The organism is Pseudonocardia sp. CA-142604, from assembly GCF_050948475.1.
In the GTDB taxonomy this organism is placed as follows: Bacteria; Actinomycetota; Actinomycetes; order Mycobacteriales; family Pseudonocardiaceae; genus Pseudonocardia; species Pseudonocardia alaniniphila.
Genome location: NZ_CP192045.1, coordinates 1,719,622 through 1,738,566, shown reverse-complemented (window position 1 = coordinate 1,738,566; position 18,945 = coordinate 1,719,622). Strand labels below are relative to the sequence as shown.

The following is an 18,945-nucleotide window of genomic DNA, read 5'->3' as shown; positions in this document are numbered from 1 at the left end:
GGCGTCGACGTCGTGCACGCGGCCGGTGTCCGGCTGCGCTCCGGTTTCGTCACGGCGTTGGTAGGACAGCTACCCGCCGGCGCGCTCACATCGCTGATCGGCACGCCGTAGTTCGCGTGGCTACTCTGGCGCCCCAGCGCCCGGCGAGCTGACGGTCCGGGCGAGTCGGCGCGCGCCACCCGACCCGCACGGTCGCTACGCGAAGGTCGAGGCGCGTACGGGCAGGCCTCTCGTCGAAAGGACGTCAGTGAGGTGACCGCCGAGAGCGACGTCGCCGTCGTCACCGGCGCCGCTCGGGGGCTGGGCGCGGTGATCGCGGCCCGGCTGCACGGCCACGGGCTGCGGGTCGCACTCGCCGACGTCGACGTCGATGAAGCGGCCGAGGTCGCGAGCCACCTCGATCCGTCACATGCCACGGCGCGCGCGTTCGCTCTCGACGTCCGCGAGCGCGCCTCCTTCCACGATCTCCTGGCCGGCGTCGTCGCCGTCTGGGGCGGGCTGCACGTCGTGGTCAACAACGCCGCCAGCACTCAGGCGACGCCGGTCATGCAGATCAGTGCCGAGGAGTTCGACTCGGTCGTCGGGGTGAACCTGTCCGGTACCTTCAACGGCTGCCAGATCCTCGGCGGCTACCTCGCCGACAACGGCTACGGCCGGATCGTCAACATCGGCTCGCTGGCCGGGCAGAACGGCGGCACCGCCACCGGCGCGCACTACGCAGCCTCGAAGGGCGGCATCCACACACTGACCAAAGTGTTCGCCCGCGAACTCGCGGCGTCCGGTGTGACGGTCAACGCTGTCGCTCCTGGCCCCCTGGACCTGCCGGTCGTGCACCGTCTCGTCCCGCCGGAGCGGATGGGGTCACTGATCGCCACGATCCCGGTCGGCCGGCTGGGCTCGCCCGGCTTCGTCGCGCAGGTCGTCGTCCTGCTCGCGAGCCGGGACGCCTCCTCGGTCACCGGCGCCTGCTGGGACGTCAACGGGGGGCTCCACCTGCGCTGATCCTGACCTCCCCCACAGCGTCAGCCGCCGGTTTCGGGCGCGAAGCGGTAGCCGTCCTCGGTGAGGAGCACCCGGCCGGCGCTGGTACCGGCGAAGTGCGTGCCGAGCACCAGCGCATTCGTCGACGCCGCTGCGGCCAGCAGTTCCCTGCGAGTCGCCCGGGCAGCGTCCGGGTCGACGTCGCCACTCGCCGTCCACTCCGGATGACGGCACTGGATCGGGTGGTGCACGACGTCGCCGGTGATCACACAGCTGTCGCCGATCCACACGCTCAGGTGCCCCGGCGTGTGTCCCGGTGATGTCCGGATCCGGACCTCGGCGGTGAGCCTCGTGTCCGCCACCACGGGCTCGACCAGCCCGGCATCGATCACCGGCTGCACCGAATCGGCGAAGGCGGACGCATGCAAGGGATCTTCCGAATTCGACCAATGGTCGATATCGGCGGCTCCGAACAGGTAACGCGCACGGGGGAATGTCGGAATCCATCTGCCGTCCTCGAGACGGGTGTTCCAGCCGACGTGATCGACGTGCAGGTGCGTGCAGACGACCATGTCGACGGACTCCGGGGCGAAGCCGGCCGCAGCAAGGTCCGCGAGAAACGGGCGACGCTGGTGGTCGAACTCCGGGATCAGCGGGCGGTCCTTGGAGTTGCCGGTGCAGGTGTCGACGACGATGCAGCGCCCTCCGGCCTCGACGACAAAGGTGTGAAAACTCATCAGATACCAGCCGCGAGAATCGACGAAGTCGGGCACCAGCCACGGCTCCGCAGCAACGTGCGCCGGTGTCGCCTCGGCGAAGAAGTCGACCGGGAACGGCATCACGTGCTCGACCACCCGGGTGATCCGGACGCCCTCGACATTCCACAACATCTGCCCGAACCTACCCAACGCAGCAACCGGATCGACGCTGTTCGTGCACCACTTACCTCGATCGTGGCGGCACTGCCGCGTGACACATGTCATCCCGAGCGCCGAATGAAACTTCGTCACACAGATCTGGCCGCCGCAGCGCGCTGACCGCTGCGGTTCCCGACACGGGACGATGACCGGATCATGATCCCCGGGAGTCTGTGCGCACGGCTGTCAAAAGAGTAGATCGTCGACGAGATCAGTAAGTCGATTCAGACCATTCACCGCGAGCTGCACGACAACTGCAATCCCGACGGGAGCCACAGCCGTGATGGGCGCACAGTATGGCGGTTCCGCGGCGCCGATGCACGAAGGCGGTCGCCATGCCGTGCGGCGTGGCGACGGCGGGCCGAAGATCAAGTAGTCTTCACTGTGGATCACCCGATTCTCGGCCCGCACGACCTGACGGGCACGGGCCGCGGGTGTCTGCCGAGACCATCTATCGCGCGTTTGTTCCGCGGCTTGGCCGATCGCAAGGAGGGCATGCCGCACAGCAGTCGCCGGGATCGCATACCGCAGTGGTGCGGGACGGCACCGCAAACAGCAGCGGGCGCTGTCGATTTCCGCTGCCGCCATCACGATCACTGACAATTCCCGCTATCCGCCGGTTGAGCCGGCGGCCTACAGGTCTCACCGACCTCGGCCTCGGCCACATCTCCGGTGCGCGCGAGCAGCCGATGACCGGCGCCGGATCGTGTCGCCCCAGGCTGTGGGCCTGCCCGCGTGGACGCTCCCCCTGCCATCCGGCCGACCCGGCGCAGTCGCGTCCCGACCTCCGCCCGGGCCGACCGGCCGCCGGATCCGGGGTGGATATCCGGCACATCTCATGGCCCGCCATACGATCATGGACAGATCACCTTTTCCGCACGACGCGCAGGGTGCAGCCGAGCGCAGGAGGAATACTCCGGACAGCGAAGGCGTCGGGAATGGGACAAAATCTACGACAAAGGGGGCGGCCGGAACAATTAACTTGGCGATCTGAAACATTCTCATCATGCAATGATCGCCAATTAGGATGGCGTTGATCACTCTTGACTTTGGCCAGTCATATACCCCTCGTCATCACGAGATGGCGCTCCGCCAAGGGCGGCAGCCACGCGAGGCCTCTGACCTGGGAAGAAACGATCTAGGCGCTGCGCGGTTCGATCGATCGGCACCCGTCCGCGACCCGAGACCGGTGTGCGACCTCTTAGACCCGGTCCGCAGAATCACACTCCCAAGTGATCGATCACGGTGCCGAGCGAGAGGCGTGCTAATGCAGCCATCGAGGGTATTCATCGTTGGTTCCGGCGTCGTCGGAACAGCGACAGGCACAGGACTCCTGGCCGCCGGTAACACAGTGACCTTCATAGACATCTCCATGCCACGCGTACGTCACCTGCAAGCCCAGGGTTTGGACGCACGGACGGAGCTGGACCTGAGCTCCGAGCCGGACTCCTTCATTTTCCTGACGCTGCCCACGCCGAACGTCGGGTGGCGCTACGACCTGGGAGCTTTCACGGCGGGTTCCGCGGCCGTCGGTCGAGCCCTGGCCGGGTCGAGCGCCCAGCACACCGTCGTCGTGCGGTCGACGGTGTCCCCGGGAACCACCGAAGGATTGGTGCGGCCGGTGCTAGAGGAGAACTCCGGCATGACCGCCGGTGAGGGGTTCCGCCTGGCCTCGAATCCGGAGTTCCTGCGCGCGGTCTCCGCGGCCGAGGACTTCAGCCACCCGTGGATGACGGTGATCGCCAGCCGGGACCCGCAAGCCGTTGCCCAGCTGCGAGGGCTGCTCGAACCATTCGGCGGAGAGATGCGCACATTCTCCGACCCGGCCGAAGCCGAGTTCATCAAATGCGCGCACAACATCTTCAACGCAACGAAGATCAGTTTTTGGAATGAGATGTGGCTCATCGCCCAGCAGATCGGCCTCGATCTCGACCCGATCGCGGCCACGGTCGCAAGGTCCGCCGAAGGTTCGATAAACCCGCAGTACGGAATCCGCGGCGGCGCCCCCTACGGCGGGGTTTGCCTGCCCAAGGACACCTGCGGATTCCTCGGATATTCTGATGCGATCGGCGTCGATATGCCACTGCTGCGAGCCGTGGTCGAGACGAACAATCGGCTCGAAAGCGTGGTCAAGCAGGAGGTCGAAGCCGCCGGGAAAGCAGCGTCCGGCATCCCGACGGCATGACGCTCCCGTTCTACTACTACGTGCTGGGCACGCCGCTCGGCGTACTCGGTCTGGTCCGGTGGGCATGCTGGCTCGTGCGGCGCATCCCGGCGGTGCTGTACAAGCCCGTGATGAACGACCACAGACTGCCGATCACCGTGGTCGTGCCGGTGTACCAGGAGGATCCGGAGGTATTCGCCACGGCGATCGAGTCCTGGCTGGCGAACAGGGTCGCCGTCATCCTCGTCATCGACGTCTCCGACGAGGACTGCCAGGAGGTCGCCGCCCGCTACCCGGTGCGGGTGCTGATCACTGACGTACCGGGAAAACGGGACGCGTTGCGGCGGGGATGGCGAGCGGCCGACACCGAGCTGGTCGCCCTCGTCGACTCCGACACGATCTGGGCCCCGGACGTCGCGGACGAGGTGTGCAAGCCGTTCGCGGACCCCCGGATCGGAGGCGTCGGGACCCGGCAGAACGTCTACGGGTCCACGGGCTTCCTGGCCCGCATCACCGACATGTTCCTCGATCACCGGTACTTCGACGAGAACGCCAGCCAGACCCTGCTCGGACGGGCAGTGTCGTGCCTGTCCGGGCGCACCGCGATCTACCGCCGCGCGCTGCTGCTCGAGATCGAGGACGAGTTCATGCACGAGACGTTCTGGGGCGTCCCGTGTCTGTCGGGCGACGACAAGCGCCTGACGACGCTCATCCTGGAACGCGGCCATCTCACGTACATGCAACGGACGGCCGAGGTCTGGTCGACCTTCCCCAGCCGCTGGCGGATCTTCCTCCGCCAGCGGCTGCGGTGGGCACGCAACACCTGGCGTTCCGACCTGCGCGCACTGTCGCGACGCTGGGTGTGGCGACGCCCCTTCCTCGCCTACACGATGATCGACAAGGGCGTCAGCAGCTTCACCCTGCTGCTCGGACCCGCGTTCATGATCCACTCGCTGGTGCACAGGAACTGGGTGTTCGCCGCCGTACTGGCGCTCTGGTGGCAGATCAGCCGGTCGGCGAAGCTGCTGCCTCACCTGCGCCGTCGGCCGTCCTCGTTCTTCTTCATCCCGGGGTACGTGTTCGTCTCGTGGATCATGGCCTTGATCAAGCTGCAGGCCCTGTTCACCATCCGCCGGCAGCGCTGGCTGACCCGGCAGGTGGCCGTCGAGAACGGCGAGGTCGTCCGCACTGAGCAACCAGGGTCAACTGCGCAGGGGATACCCGCATGACAAGTACCCGACCGAGCCGGCACCGGGCCGGCCCACTGCTCTCCTGCTGCGCGATCGCCGCGCTGCTCGCCCTGGTGGCAACGCCCGGTGCGGCGGCCGTGGCCTCGTCGGCTGCCGTGGTGCCGGCAGCCGAGGCTGCGGCGATGTCGGCGGCAGCGGACACGCCCGGCACGGAATCGGCAGAACCGGAATCCACCGCGAGACCAGGACGTGGGTTCGATCCGTCGCGGCAGCTGAGGCCTCGCCGCCGACCACCCCGGCAGGACGCGATCCCGCAGGGACCGCGTGGTCCACGTCAGACTCAGCAGCCCACCCAGACGCCGGACCCCTCCGCACCGACCGCCACCGCGTCGGAACCCGCCCTGCCGGTTCCCTCCGCAGCGACACCGTCGCTACCGGCACCCTCCGCGACGACACCCTCGATACCGACGAACGACGGGGCGGCGGTCCCCGCGCCGGCCGTTCCCGCAGAGCCGTCGGTCCCCACCTCACCGGACGCGGGCGCGCAGCCGGCCCCGGCACCCCCCTCGATCTCGGCACCCCGCGAATCGGCAGCACCCGCGCCGGAGCCCTCTCCCACCGTGGCCCCGCCGCCCCAGGAGAGCGCCCAGGCCCAGGCAGCCGAGAGAGCAGCTGATCTCGCAGCGGCCGCCGGCCAGGCCCGGGCATCGTGGGAGTCTCACGACCGGCCGCACCGGATGGCCATCCTCCGGCCCACGAGCGTCGACCTGGTGGTCGACGGGCAACTCCTCAGCAGAGAACCGTTTTTCGGACGCGCCGATGTCATGGATCTCGATCGGTACCTGCCCAGCTCGTGGTTGACGGTCGCCGGTACCACGGCGACGCTCAACGCCGCCGTGGTACTGACGCCAGGCGCCCTGCTGGACTCCGGCGGCGACGTGCGAACACTGAGGCTGGTCGGCGGAGCGACGCAGCCCGACGCCGCCTCGCTCTACACCGGTGGCGGCCGGCTCATCCTGCGCGGCATCACGGTCACCTCCGCGGACCCCAGGTCCCAGGCGGCCCTGCCTCCCTCGGCGGCCGGTCGACCGGTCATCGTGGTCTCGTCGAACGGCAGGCTCGAGAGTACCGACGTCACGATCAGCGACCTCGGCACGCTGCCGGCGGGGGCCGACGACGGCCAGGCCGGCGTGCTGTTCAACCCGAACAGCAGCGGCTTCCTGACCCGCACCACGCTGACCCGCAACAGCATCGGCCTCGAACTCTCCCAATCGCTGAACGTGCGTCTCCAGGACGTCACCGCGAGCGACTCGGCAGAGGACGGGATCGTCCTCCGGGGTGACCGCGGCACGACGATGAGCGGTATCCGCGCGACGGGCAACGCCGGGAGCGGGGTGGACGTCACCGGGGTGAACTCGAACCGGCCGATCACCGGAGTCTCGACAACGGGCAACGGCGACTACGGGGTAGCCGTCGACAAGCAGAACGGCGCGCGGATCAACGGGATCACGACCGCCGCCGACCAGAGCGGAGGGCTGCGCATCAGCCAGTCGGCCGACACCAACGTCACCGACTTCACCGCAACCGACGAACCCATCGGCGTTTTCACCAACGTCAACAGCACCGGCACGGTGATCGACCGGATGCACACCACCGGTGGCCTCCGCGGCATGGTGATCGAGAAGACCACGCACGGCCTCGAGGTGCGGGAGTCCACGTTCACCGGCACCAGGGTCGCGGGCATCGCGGTCGGCGGGCACCAGGTCCAGCTCGACGGCGTGCAGATCAACGACTGCCGCACCGGTGTGCGTGTCGAACGTGGCGCGAGCGATGTCGCGGTGACGGGCATCGTGGTCAACCGCGGACACGACGGGATCGTCATGGCGGAGGGCACGAGCGGAGTCGTCGTGACCGACATGTCGGTGAACGACGTCGTGTCCGACGGGGTCCGTACCTTCAGCCCGAACACCCGGATCACGGGAGGCCGAATCGTCGGTGGCAGCACGGGCATCGACGTCGCCGCAGCCACGAGCATCTCCGGCACATCCATCGAATCCACCCAGGGAATCGCCGCACGACCGACCGGCTCCGTCCACGCCGACAGGGTCAGCATCGATGCGGAGGACGTCGGGGTGAACGCCTCCACCGGCAGTTCCGTGGTGCTGAGCAACTCTCGCGTGCACGCGCTCGAGGCGATACGCGGCGTGGTCGGGCAGCAGGGGGTCAACGACCTCAGCCTGCCGCCCCTCAACCTGCTCGGGGCGATCGGAGTGCCCGTGATCCTGCTGGCCATCGCGTTGGAGCTGGTGCACGCCATACGCCAACGGCGTGTCACCGGCTTCCGGCCTCGATACCGGCCCGGACCACCGACCGGGCGCCCCCAGTCCCAGGGCGGAGCCCACAGGGCTCGCCGGCAGGACCCGCAGCGGACGCGGGTCGCATCAGGATCTGTGCCCATGACCGCGACGGCCGGAACAGCCGGAGTGGTCACCCTGAACGACACCGACCGCAGGGATCTCTCGTGATGATCAAGACCGCGGCCCGTGTGGTGCTCGTCGTGGCTGCGTTCGCCCTGCTGGGCAGCGCCTGTGGCAGGCCCCTACCGGAGCCTCTGGTCCCTCGGCACGTCCCGGCAACGGCGGCGGTCGATCCGGCCCGGCCCTGTAGCAAACCAGCCCCGGTGGCGGCTCTGGCCAGCCGAGACGCGCCGGTCGGCCTCGATGCCAGTTACGACAGCGCCATGAACACGATCACTCTCACTCACGGAGAGGCCGTCACGCTTCCCGCGCTGAGCGCGGCGGTGAACAGACCGAAAGCACTGCAGGAGGTCGCTCCCGGTGAGTGGCTGCTCGGGGCGAACATCCAGGTGCTCGCCGGCGCTTCGCTGCGAATCGCTGCGCCGGCCGTCCACTGGCTGAAGCTGTCCAGCGACCCTGCCGGTTTCGTGTCCGTCAGGGCCCTCGGCGGCGGCCTCGACATCAGCGGTTCCTGCGTCACCTCCTGGAACGCGGCGCAGAACCGCGCCGACACCGACAACACCGACGGCCGCAGCTTCCTGCTCGCACGCGACGGTTCGCAGATGACGATCGACCACTCCGAGCTGCGTTTCCTGGGCTACGGCGAGGTCGAGTCGTACGGGCTGTCCTGGCGAACGCCGGGCACCGGTGGCGGGATCACCGACAGCGTCGTCTCCAACCTGTACTACGGGCTCTACACCTTCGAGGTCAGCGGCCTCGTGGTGCAGAACAACGAGTTCTACGACAACCAGCTGTACGCCATCGACCCGCACACGAACTCCCATGATCTACGCATCGAGGGGAACACGGTGCATGACAACGGGAAACACGGGATCATCCTGGCCCAGGACTGCACGGACAGCGTGATCCGCAACAACGTGGTCTACAACAACGCAGACCACGGGATAGTGCTCTATCTCAACTCCGACCGGAACGTCGTCGAAGGAAACGAATCGTTCGGCAACGCCGACCAGGGCATCAACATCAACGAATCGTCGAAGAACATCGTTCGCGGCAACCGCGTCTACGACAACCACGGCAGCGGCGTCGGCGTCTCACTCGGAGACGACAACATGCTCGATCAGAACCAGGTCCGCGGCAACCAACAGGACGGCATCCGGCTGGTCACCGACTCCGCGCACACCACCGTGAGCGACAACGTGATCGGGGGGAACGTCCGCTACGGCCTGTACGTCGACTCCGAGGGCGGCTTCGCCCTCTCGAAGAACACCATCGTCCAGAACCGCACCGGCATCCTGCTGAAGGGCACCGCCACCGGTCCCACGCAAGACAACAGCGTCTTCGACAACCAGGAGAACGACATCAAGGACGCGCCTGAATAGTCCCGCGGGGTGCTCCGGCGCGCTGATACCCGAAGTGTCGCGAGAAGCGCCACCGGTCCCGTCCGGGACGAACAATCGGTAGAACTGGTGTGGACGATCATCAGTCGATTGAAACCAGTGGCGCCCGTAGCTCGTTACTCCAGTGAGGAGCACGAGAAGCAGCACTGTCGGCACCGGACGCACCTGACGTAGCCATTGCCGGCTCGTACCGGACACGACATCCGCCGCCCATCGCCGACGGACCGACCCGACGCTGTGCTCACATGGCCGGCTCGACGGGACGGCCCGCGACCGATGCCCGGAAGGAGCCGACCGATGAGGGCGCACAGCAAACAGCGTTCCGTTCCCGCGTCACGACCGGGACGTGCCCACGTGAGTGAGAAGGTGTTCGCGCGCCGGATACTGCCGATGACCGCGGCGCTGGCACTGCTGCTGATCGCCACCGCGTGCGGCGGTCCTTCCGAGCCACCACCGCCGCCGCCGGGCACCACCTCGACCGCGGCGCCCCCGGAGCCGGGCGGGACGCCCAAGCCGAGCGCGCAGTACCCGGCCGATCTCATCGACCTCTCGAACTGGTACCTCACGTTGCCCACCGGGGACGACGGCGACCCCGACCTGGTCCACCAGCCGGAGCTCGCCACGTACAGCGGACCGGCGTTACACCTCGACGACGCCAAGGACGGCGTGGTCTTCACCGCTGACGCCGGCGGCGCGACCACGAAGGGCAGCGAGTACCCGCGCTCCGAACTTCGCGAGATGTCCGGCCAGGACATGGCCAGCTGGTCGAACACCAGCGGCACCCACACACTCACCGTCCGCGAAGCCTTCACCAAGCTGCCCCCGAACAAGCCACAGGTGGTGGGCGCCCAGATCCACGACGCCAAGAACGACGTCGTGCTGATCCGGCTCAACGGTGAGCGTCTCGTCGCCGAGTACGGCAGGGACTCCACAAGGATCACCATCGATCCCGCATACAAGCTCGGCACCCCGTACGACCTCAAGATCGTCGCAGCCGACAGCCACATCCAGATCTTCTACAACGGCAACCTCGCCGCCGACATCCCGATGAGTGGCTCGGGGTGGTACTTCAAGGCCGGGGCCTACGTCCTGTCCAACCCCGACAAGGGCGACAGCCCCGACGCCGAGGGTCAGGTCGTCATCTACTCGCTGCACGTCGAACACACCATGTGAGCTGACGCCCGGAAGGACGCGCCAGATCGTCATTCTCTGTGATCGTCAATCTTCATGACTAGAGTGGACCCCGGCGCACCAGCCGAGACCAGGGAGGTCACTCCGTGCAGGATCTGACGTTCGGCTTCTCCTTGCAGCCCACGACGGACATCGGGGCCCACCGCGAGCTCGCCGCCGCAGCCGACGCGCTGCGACTCGACCTGGTGGGAATCCAGGACCACCCCTACATCGCCGACTTCGTCGGCACCTTCACCCTCGCGGGCGTCCTGCTCGCTGCGACGGAGAACATCGCCGTCTTCCCCGACGTGGCAAACCTGCCTCTGCGCTCCCCAGCCATGCTCGCCAAGTCCGCCGCGACGCTCGATCTCGCATCTGGTGGCCGGTTCGAACTGGCACTCGGCGCAGGAGGCTACTGGGACGCCATCACCGCAATGGGCGCTCCGAGACTGACGCCCGGCGAAGCCAACGTCGCCCTCGAAGAAGCGATCACGATCATCCGGGCGCTCTGGCGTGGCGACGACAAGCCGATCCATCACGCCGGCCGCTACTACTCGATCTCAGGCACACATTCCGGGCCGGCGCCCGCACATCCGATCGAGATCTGGACCGGGGCGCAAGGCCCACGCGCCCTCGCGCTCACCGGGAGAATCGCCGACGGCTGGGCCGCTCCCCTGGCGATGTACAAGCCGTACGAACAGTGGGCGGCGGCGAACAGGCTCATCGATGACGCCGCACGGCAGGCCGGCCGCAACCCAGCAGACCTGCGCCGGATCGCTCAGATCGTCGGGACGATCGGCGGCGTCCCGGGCACCACGACGCTTCGCACCGGCGCTGCGCCGCTGCGAGCCGACGCGGAACAGTGGGCCTCCGAGATCGCACGTCTCGCCATGGAACAGCCGTTCACCGGGTTCGTGTTCTGGCCCGAGCACCAATCGATCGAACAGATCGAACTGTTTGCGAGCGAGGTCGTGCCGGCCGCACGTGCGCTGATAGGCAGGGGATCTCCACAGCGGTAGCGCGTCAGGACCTGCCCAGCAGGTCATTACTCGCCGACGGCCGCAGCCCAGCGATCGACCAGGATCGGCAGCCCGGTGAACTTCCAGAAATGCAGCGAGACGGTTCCGTCGCTGATGCCCGACCCGGTTGACAGCTCCTTCCGGTACACGTTGTCGCCCTCCCCCACCGTTCCCTTCAGGTCGATACCGACGATCTCGGCGAAAGTCTTCTCGAAAAGGCGCCGAGCGGCGAAGAAGTCTGCCGGAAGCTCTCTCCCACACAATCGCTTCCGCATCTCTTCCCATACCCGGGGGTCGCCCCGTAACCCCCACGTCATCGGCTGACGCACGAACAGTTCGTCGACAGTCATTCACTCCTCCGACCCGGCTCCGGCCAGAACCCTACGCCGGCCTTTCACGTCAGCCGCACTTCGGGTCAATTCATTTCGGCGGGCCGATCCACCCCACAGGTTCTGATGGCGGAACAGGCGGTCGACCGCACCGGGGAAATTCACGGAATCCGTAGGTCACCCGCGGCGTCCTCCGGACGCCATGACAATACGACCCGGACCACCATGAGTTCTTCGCCTGCCAATCCCGGGACAACCGGCCAACCGCGGTCACAACGTCGCGCCCCGCGAAGCACGCGACTCCTGAACTGATCAACCGCGGCGCGAGCGGTGCGATCATGGCCGCCCGACCGAGCGAGGCGTGTTCGAGACGGGCAGCCGTCACCCGCCCTTGCGCGCCGGCATCGAGCCCGCGGGCCCAGCCGACGACGACGGCCGGGCAAGCGCATCAGGACCGGTGAACCCGTTGCGGAGGCGTGGCATCCGGATCGGTACGACGGCGGCGTTCGTAGCCATCCTCACGGGCCTCACACGATGCCGTCGCTCCTTCGAGGACGCCGACCCCAATTGAGGGATTCGTTGATCCGACACTGGAGCCGGGCCTGCCGGATCAGTAACTTCGCAATGTCTGGTTCAGCAAGAATTTACCCAACTTTCAGGGGATGGACGTCCCCGGTTGAGGGATTCGTTCAGCAAGCACTGGAGCTGGACCTGCTGGATCAGTAATTTCGCAACTCTCCGTTCCGCAAAGATTTTTCTGACGTTCAGTCGCCGTCTTCCCTGGGCTGGGTGCCCCCGTGCCGTCGCGGGGGTGGGCACCGCTCCGCCCCGATGGATCGGCGAGCCGTAGCCATGCATCGACGCGGGCAGATGCGATCCCACTGCCGTGGGGCGCAGCTGTACCCGAAGAAGGAGACGAGCAGTGGAAGAAGACCCAGCGCCGTCCGAACCGCAGCGGGTGCTGTTCGCCAGCGCTGAGGCCTACCCATTCGTGAAGGTCGGTGGGCTGGCCGACGTCAGCGGTGCACTGCCGAAGGCGCTGGCGGAGTCGGGCCTGGACGTCCGCCTGGTGATCCCCGGATACGGCGGGCTCGAGGGAACCCCGGTGACGACGTTCGAGGTCCCGTTCGGCCAGGTCGCAGAGCAGATCGTGGTGAAGCGCCTGACCGGCCTCGACGGCGTCGAGGTGTTCACGCTCAGCGTCCGGGAGTGGTTCGACCGGGCAACTCCGTATGGGTACCAGGACGACGACGTGCTGCCCTTCGTGCTCTTCTCCAAGGCGGTCACCGCCCTGGCGGCGCAGGACTCGTGGCGCCCCGACGTCATCCACTGCAACGACTGGCACTGCGGCCTGGTCGCCCAGGAGGCCCGCCAGGGTCCCCACCGGCGCGCCCTCGATCGCACGGGCGTCGTCTTCACCATCCACAACATCGCCTACCAGGGGCAGGTCGGCGTGGCCACCGACCAGCTGATCGGCCTCCCCCCGGCCGGCACCCTGCTCCAGCGGGGCATCGCCTTCGCAGACCGGGTCAACACCGTCAGTCCCCGCTACATGCAGGAGATCCTCACGCCGGCGCAGGGAGCCGGGGTCGACGGGCTCCTGCGCTCCCGGGGTAAGGCCGTCCGGGGAATTCTCAACGGCATCGACTACGCGGAGTTCACTCCCGAGCACGACCCCTGGATCGACACCCAGTACGACGGTTCCTTCGTGGTCGGCAAGCGGGCGAACAAGGAGGTCCTGCAGAAGCTCAGCGACCTCGAGATCGCGCCGGACCGCCCGCTGCTCGGCATGGTCGCCCGGCTGGTGCCGCAGAAGGGTGTCGGCCTGCTCTCCTCGGCGCTGGACCAGATCGTGGACCGCGGCGCTCAGGTGGTCGTGATGGGAGAGGGGGCGCCCCGCTACCGGCGTGAACTGCAGGCGGCCGCGCGCCGGCTCCCCGGCAGCGTGTCCTACCACCCGACCGCGGAGGAAGGGCTCGCCCGGCAGGTATACGCGGGCTCGGACCTGTTCCTGGCCCCGTCCGTCTTCGAGCCGTGCGGCCTGACTCCGCTGATCGCCCTGCGGTACGGCACGATCCCCGTCGTCCGGCGCACCGGCGGGCTGGCCGACACGGTGCGCGACTACGCCTCCGACCCGGCCACGGGGCTCGGTTTCGTCTTCGCCCACCGCCGGGTCGCGTCGATGCTCGCGGCGGTGGACACCGCGCTCGCGGTCTACGGACGGCCCGCGGAGTGGCAGCGCCTGCAGCAGCGGGCGATGGCAGCGGACTTCTCGTGGCGGGCACCCGCCCTGGAGTACCTCGCCATGTATCGGCAAGCCGTGCGCGCGCGCCGATCCGCAGAGCGTCCCGGAGCGGCATCGCCCGACATCCCGAGGCCCCGCTCGAGCGCCCTGCCGCTGGCGCTGGTCCACCACGCCAACCAGTTCCTGGTCACCGACGGCTATCCGGACCGGGAGGGCCTGACGTCGCTCATGACCGGCTACGCCGCTCTCCTTCGACTGCACGAGAAGTACCGCATCCCCGTCAACCTGCACCTGTCCGGGACCCTGATCGAGGCGGCCGCCTGGCACTACCCCCAGTTCCTCGACGACGTCCGCCGCCTGCGGGACGTCGGGTTGCTCTCGCTCATCGGCGGTACGTACGCGGAGAACGTCCTCACCGCATTCGACCCCGAGTTCAACCGCCGCCAGCTGCGTGAGCTGCTCTGGCTGTACCGGCGGCACCTCGGATGCGGCCCGGAGGAGATGGAGATCTGCTGGGTCCCGGAGCGGGTCTGGGACACCGAGCGCGTCTCCGACGTGCTGACCGACCCGGAGCTGCCCAACGGCGGGTATCAGTACGTCCTGCTCGACGACCGGGTGCTCTACCCGACGGGCGGCGACTACGCGACCAGCGACCGGGCGGACTTCGACAGCGCCGACCCGGCCACCCCTCCGCCTGCCGACGCACTGCGGCCGTACCGCATCGCAGGCGGCCACGGCCTGCAGGTCGTGCCGATGTCGACGCGCCTGCGCTACTGGATCCCCCCGGAGGACAACGCTCATTGGCGCAGCCTGTGCCGCACGGCCGAACTCCCCACAGCTCCCGGTGACGACACGGTGCTCGTCTACGCGGACGACATGGAGAGGGCTGCCGGGGTGGGGCCGTGGCACCCCAGCGCCCTGGGCCGGTACGAGCATTTCCTGCGCTGGCTCGCCGCCCAGCCGAACCTGGCCCCGGTGTCACTGCGGAACTGGCTGCAGGGACGGCGGCGGATCCCCGGTGTCCGCGTCGTCGAGCGCGGCACCTTCGTGGAGCTCGCGCAGGACTGGCACGCGGGTGAGGACTACCGGGGCTGGGACAACGACGAGGCCTGGCGTCCGTACCGCGAGCACCTCGTCCGGGCACGAGAGGCCGTCAGCCGGGCGGAGAGCGCCGGCGCCGAGCCACGGCTCACCGCACTCGCCTGGAAGCACCTACTGGCCTCGGGTTACGAGACGGCGTGGCACGACACCGACCACCCGGGACGCCCACCCGCGGCCTGGGCCAAGGCGGTGGCCAGCCATGCGCGCGCGGCCACCGTGCTGGTGACCGCCGCTCAATGGTTCGCCCGGTCCGATCGCCCGCTCGAGGTGGAGCTGACCGACATCGACGACGACGGCACGGACGAGCTGGTCATGCGCAACGAGCACCTGTTCGCCGTGTTCGCCCCGACGTTCGGGGGGCGCCTGGTCTACCTGGCCTGCTGCGGCCGGGACGGCGGCGCCCTCGTGATCGGAAATCCGACCGACGACTGGAATCGCCAGGAGGAGTTGAACCGCTACATGGACGAACCGTCCAACCATCCCGGCGGCCTCGCCGACGAGGGCGGTGTCCACGACCGCCACGAGGTCACCGTCCACCCGGAGGACGGGTCCGTCACGGTGGAGCTGGAGAACGTGCAGGAGGACAGCCCGCTGTACGGGCTCCGCAAGAGGATCGTCATCGACGACGGGAGCACGTCGCTGCTGGTGGGCTACGACCTACCCGCAGCCGCATCCGGGGTCACCGTCGAGACGTGCCTGTCGCCGGACTACTACCGGCTGCTCCGCCACGGTGCCGCCGACCTGGAGCGCCGCGGAGAGCGGAACCTGCGCGGAGCGCGCAACGGCGACGTCACGGCCTGGGTTGCCCTGGCCTCCGACGAGGACACCGCCTGGTGCAGGCCCACCCGTCCGGAACCGGGGCACGGCGTACTCGTCCACCTGCGCGCCGAGACGCGATCGTTCCATCTGCTCCTCGGCGTCGGCGACATCGACGACGAGGAGGCCGGTCAGGCAGTGCAAGCCCGGCGTGAGCGACTCGCCCAGCTGACGGACCTCGTCCCGGCGGGAGCCTCGCGGTGAGCGCCGGAACCGGCGCGATGGCCGACACGGGGGGCAATGCCCGCAAGGCCGAGCGGCTCGCGATCGCCGAGTCGATGCTGAACGCCCCTCCCCCGCTGGATGCCCTGCCCGCCGCCCGGGTGGAGGTGCTCATGCGCTCGGTCGTGCACGCCTCCCGCAGCCGCCCGGTGGTGCGGTGGACCGTCGCCCTGCACTCCGGGACCGGCCCGTCGTCGCCGCTGGCGGTGATCGGCAAGGGCTATCTCAAGGGCGGGGGCGAGGCGGCATGGCGGTTGCTGTCCCGCCTGCGCCACGTCGGCTTCGACGACCCCGAACTGCAGGTCCCCGCTCCGTTCGGCTTCGACCCGACCCGGCAGCTGCTCGCTCAGGAAGAGGCGCCGTCCACGACCCTGCACTCCTTGCTGGACGGTGACCCCGCGTCGGCGGCGCCCGAGGCCGGGCGGGCCGGACGTTGGCTCGCCCGCCTGCATACCGTCCGAGGCGCGGACGTGCCGCACCTGGCGGAGGACTTCGAGCAGCTCAAGCTCGCCGAGTACGCCGTAGCGCTGGCCGCAGAGCTGCCGGGATCATCCGCCCGGCTGGACCTGCTCACCGCGGGCACCCTCGCAGGGCTGGCCCGGGCCGACGGCCCCCGGGTGGTGACCCACGGGGACTTCCAGCCGAAGAACATCCACCTGGACCGCCGCCGGATCGTGGTCATCGACTTCGACCGGGCGGCCTACGCACCCGCGGCGCGCGACCTGGGCCACTTCATCGGGCAGACCCTGACCATGGGCGCCTCCCGGCACGGGCACCTCGGCGCTGCCGCGTCCTGGGTGGAGGCGTTCCTGCGCGGCTACATCGCGGCCGGCGGCGACCCGGGTGCCGTCCGCTCCGCCCACGCGTACGTGGCCCGCACCTTCGCCGAGGTCCTCTTCTACCGCCTCGTGGTCCGCCCGGTGGGGAGCACGTCGTTCGTGCCGGAGTGGCTCGACGCCTGGGAAGCCGCCGTCGACGCCGCGCTGGACGGCGAGCGCCCGTGAGCGGAACCGACTCCGAGCCCGACCCCGCTCCGCGGCACTCGGGCACCTCCTCCGTGACCGTGATGCCCGCCCGCACGATCGTGCGGACCTTCGGGCCGTTCCTGCGACCCCAGTGGCCCGGATGCGTGCTGGCCGGGCTGCTCGCCGTCGCCGGGACGGGTGTCGCTCTGCTCAAGCCGTGGCCGCTGAAATACCTCTTCGACGAGGTGCTGCTGCCCGGCGGCGGCCCGGTCCGTCCGGACGTGCAGAGCGTCCTGCTTCTCATCGTCGTGGCCCTGGCCGGCGTGGCGCTCCTGGATTCCGTCGTCGGCGCCGCACGCTCCTACGCCCTCACCTTCGTCGGCGAGCGCGTGGCCGCCGCCATCCGCACGCGGCTGTACGACCACCTGCAGCGGCTGTCCCTCAGCTACCACGAGCGGACGCCGACCGGTGAGCTGACCACGCGTCTCACCGGAGACGTCGACAAGGTCCGGGGGCTGCTCACCAGCACGCTCGTCGACGCATCGACCAACGCGCTGACGCTCCTCAGCATGGTGGGCGTGCTGCTGGTGCTGGACTGGCAGCTCAGTCTGGCGCTTCTGCTGGTCCTGCCCCTGCTCATGCTGACGGTCGCCAGCTTCCGGGCGCGCATCCGGGCCGTGGAAGAGAACGCCCGCGAGGTCGAGGGCGACCTCGCCGCGGTGGCACAGGAGTCGCTGGTCGCGGTCAAGCTGATCAAGGCCACCGGCCGGGAGGAGCACGAGTCCCGGCGTTTCCGGGGCCGCTCCGACGACTCCGTTGCGGCCGTGCTCCGCACCGCTCGCACCAGCACCTTCTTCGGCGGCGCGGTCGACGCGGTGGTGGCCGTGGCCGTCGCGGGCCTCGTCGGGCTCGGGGCCCAGCGCGTGCTGGCGGGCGCCCTCACCCCGGGCGACCTGGTGATCTTCACGTCCTACCTGCGTGACTTCTTCGGCCCCACCCGCGCGCTGTCGAAGCTGCCGGCGCAGCTGACCCGCGCCGGCGTCCGCGCGGCGCGGATCGCCGACACCCTCAAGCGCTCTCCGGCCATCGTGGACCGGCCCGATGCCCGGGTGGCCGGCCCGCCGCGTGACAGCATCGCCCTCGAGGGGGTCGGTTTCGCCTACGCCCCGGGCCGTCCCGTCCTGCGGGAGGTCGACCTGACCGTGCCTGTGGGCACCACCCTCGCGGTCGTCGGACCCACAGGCGCGGGCAAGTCGACCATCGCCGCCCTGCTGTGCCGCCTGCAGGACCCCACCAGCGGCCGGGTCCTCCTGGACGACGCGGACCTGCGCGACCTCACGAGCGACAGCCTGCACGCCCAGGTCGGGCTGGTTCCGCAGGAGGCGATGCTGTTCCGGGCGTCCGTTCGGGAGAACATCGCGTACGCGCGCCCCGGCGCGTCCGCCGCCGAGATCGAGCACGCCGCCCGCGTGGCCCAGGCCCACGACTTCGTGATGGCGTTGCCCGACGGCTACGACACCGTCCTGGCCGAACGCGGCGCGACGTTGTCCGGAGGACAGCGGCAACGGCTGGCGCTGGCACGCGCGGTGCTGCAGGACTGCCGCGTGCTCGTGCTCGACGAGCCGACGACCGGTCTCGACGCCCGATCCGAGGACGCCGTGCTGCGTGCCCTGCAGCAGGTCAGCTCCGGCCGCACGACGGTGATCATCACCCACCGGATGGCGGCCGCGATGACCGCGGACGACATCGTCGTCCTCGACGCAGGCCGGGTCGTGGAGCGAGGCAAGCACCACCAGCTGATCGCCGCAGGCGGCCTCTACACCGAGATGTGCCGGCTCCAGGGACTCACCGGTCCCTCCACCGCTCTGCACGACGAAGAGACGAGCTACGAGCACCGCTCCGCCCGTCAGCTCGAGACCGAACCCGCCCAGCCCTCACCCACCTGATGG

At 69.1% G+C, this 18,945-nt stretch carries 13 protein-coding genes; 10 read left to right on the top strand and 3 right to left on the bottom strand.

All coding sequences use genetic code 11. From position 1 onward, the window contains the following. Positions 1-252 precede the first annotated feature (252 nt). Entirely contained in the window at positions 253-1,002 is a 750-nt protein-coding gene (locus ACQPZQ_RS07940; RefSeq protein WP_433293575.1) for an SDR family NAD(P)-dependent oxidoreductase, read from the top strand. A gap of 20 nt (positions 1,003-1,022) precedes the next feature. On the opposite strand, the gene ACQPZQ_RS07935 is transcribed toward ACQPZQ_RS07940, so the two are convergent. Continuing rightward, the gene (locus ACQPZQ_RS07935) at positions 1,023-1,871 is read right to left on the bottom strand and encodes an MBL fold metallo-hydrolase (RefSeq protein ID WP_433293573.1); all 849 of its coding nucleotides are present in this window, start codon (positions 1,869-1,871) and stop codon (positions 1,023-1,025) included. 1,294 nt (positions 1,872-3,165) lie between these two features. On the opposite strand from ACQPZQ_RS07935, the gene ACQPZQ_RS07930 reads away from it, so the two are divergent. Both ACQPZQ_RS07930 and ACQPZQ_RS07925 read left to right on the top strand, forming a co-directional pair. Further along, on the top strand, positions 3,166-4,083 hold the full coding sequence (locus ACQPZQ_RS07930) for a 2-dehydropantoate 2-reductase N-terminal domain-containing protein (protein WP_433293571.1): 918 nt from the start codon (positions 3,166-3,168) through the stop codon (positions 4,081-4,083). Continuing rightward, positions 4,080-5,291, top strand: a complete 1,212-nt coding sequence (locus ACQPZQ_RS07925) for a glycosyltransferase (RefSeq protein ID WP_433293569.1) — start codon at positions 4,080-4,082, stop codon at positions 5,289-5,291. The genes ACQPZQ_RS07930 and ACQPZQ_RS07925 overlap by 4 nt, the downstream gene beginning before the upstream one ends. A gap of 301 nt (positions 5,292-5,592) precedes the next feature. Here the strand turns inward: ACQPZQ_RS07925 and ACQPZQ_RS07920 are convergent, their stop codons facing one another. Further along, the gene (locus ACQPZQ_RS07920; RefSeq protein WP_433293567.1) at positions 5,593-5,871 is read right to left on the bottom strand and encodes a hypothetical protein; all 279 of its coding nucleotides are present in this window, start codon (positions 5,869-5,871) and stop codon (positions 5,593-5,595) included. 1 nt (position 5,872) lies between these two features. Here ACQPZQ_RS07920 and ACQPZQ_RS07915 point away from each other — a divergent pair, with 1 nt between their 5' ends. The 4 genes from ACQPZQ_RS07915 (at position 5,873) to ACQPZQ_RS07900 (ending at position 11,318) form a co-directional block, all read left to right on the top strand. Then, positions 5,873-7,777: a right-handed parallel beta-helix repeat-containing protein gene (locus ACQPZQ_RS07915; protein WP_433293565.1), complete on the top strand. Its 1,905-nt coding sequence runs from the start codon at positions 5,873-5,875 to the stop codon at positions 7,775-7,777. Continuing rightward, positions 7,777-9,111 (top strand): right-handed parallel beta-helix repeat-containing protein, encoded by a 1,335-nt coding sequence (locus ACQPZQ_RS07910; protein WP_433299064.1) that lies wholly within the window; start codon positions 7,777-7,779, stop codon positions 9,109-9,111. Before ACQPZQ_RS07915 ends, ACQPZQ_RS07910 begins: the two co-directional genes overlap by 1 nt. Before the next feature lie 372 nt (positions 9,112-9,483). After that, on the top strand, positions 9,484-10,302 hold the full coding sequence (locus ACQPZQ_RS07905) for a polysaccharide lyase family 7 protein (RefSeq protein ID WP_433293563.1): 819 nt from the start codon (positions 9,484-9,486) through the stop codon (positions 10,300-10,302). A gap of 104 nt (positions 10,303-10,406) precedes the next feature. Then, a complete protein-coding gene (locus ACQPZQ_RS07900; RefSeq protein WP_433293560.1) occupies positions 10,407-11,318 on the top strand; it encodes an LLM class flavin-dependent oxidoreductase in 912 nt (303 codons plus the stop codon). Positions 11,319-11,344: 26 nt separating this feature from the next. On the opposite strand, the gene ACQPZQ_RS07895 is transcribed toward ACQPZQ_RS07900, so the two are convergent. After that, a complete protein-coding gene (locus tag ACQPZQ_RS07895; RefSeq protein WP_433293558.1) occupies positions 11,345-11,668 on the bottom strand; it encodes a hypothetical protein in 324 nt (107 codons plus the stop codon). A 901-nt stretch (positions 11,669-12,569) separates the two neighbouring features. Here ACQPZQ_RS07895 and ACQPZQ_RS07890 point away from each other — a divergent pair. The 3 genes from ACQPZQ_RS07890 to ACQPZQ_RS07880 are packed head-to-tail and all read left to right on the top strand — an operon-like array spanning position 12,570 to position 18,942. Next, a complete protein-coding gene (locus ACQPZQ_RS07890; RefSeq protein WP_433293556.1) occupies positions 12,570-16,013 on the top strand; it encodes a glycogen/starch synthase in 3,444 nt (1,147 codons plus the stop codon). Continuing rightward, positions 16,010-17,035 (top strand): phosphotransferase, encoded by a 1,026-nt coding sequence (locus ACQPZQ_RS07885; RefSeq protein WP_433293554.1) that lies wholly within the window; start codon positions 16,010-16,012, stop codon positions 17,033-17,035. The genes ACQPZQ_RS07890 and ACQPZQ_RS07885 overlap by 4 nt, the downstream gene beginning before the upstream one ends. After that, the gene (locus ACQPZQ_RS07880; RefSeq protein ID WP_433293552.1) at positions 17,032-18,942 is read left to right on the top strand and encodes an ABC transporter ATP-binding protein; all 1,911 of its coding nucleotides are present in this window, start codon (positions 17,032-17,034) and stop codon (positions 18,940-18,942) included. The genes ACQPZQ_RS07885 and ACQPZQ_RS07880 overlap by 4 nt, the downstream gene beginning before the upstream one ends. Positions 18,943-18,945: the final 3 nt, after the last annotated feature.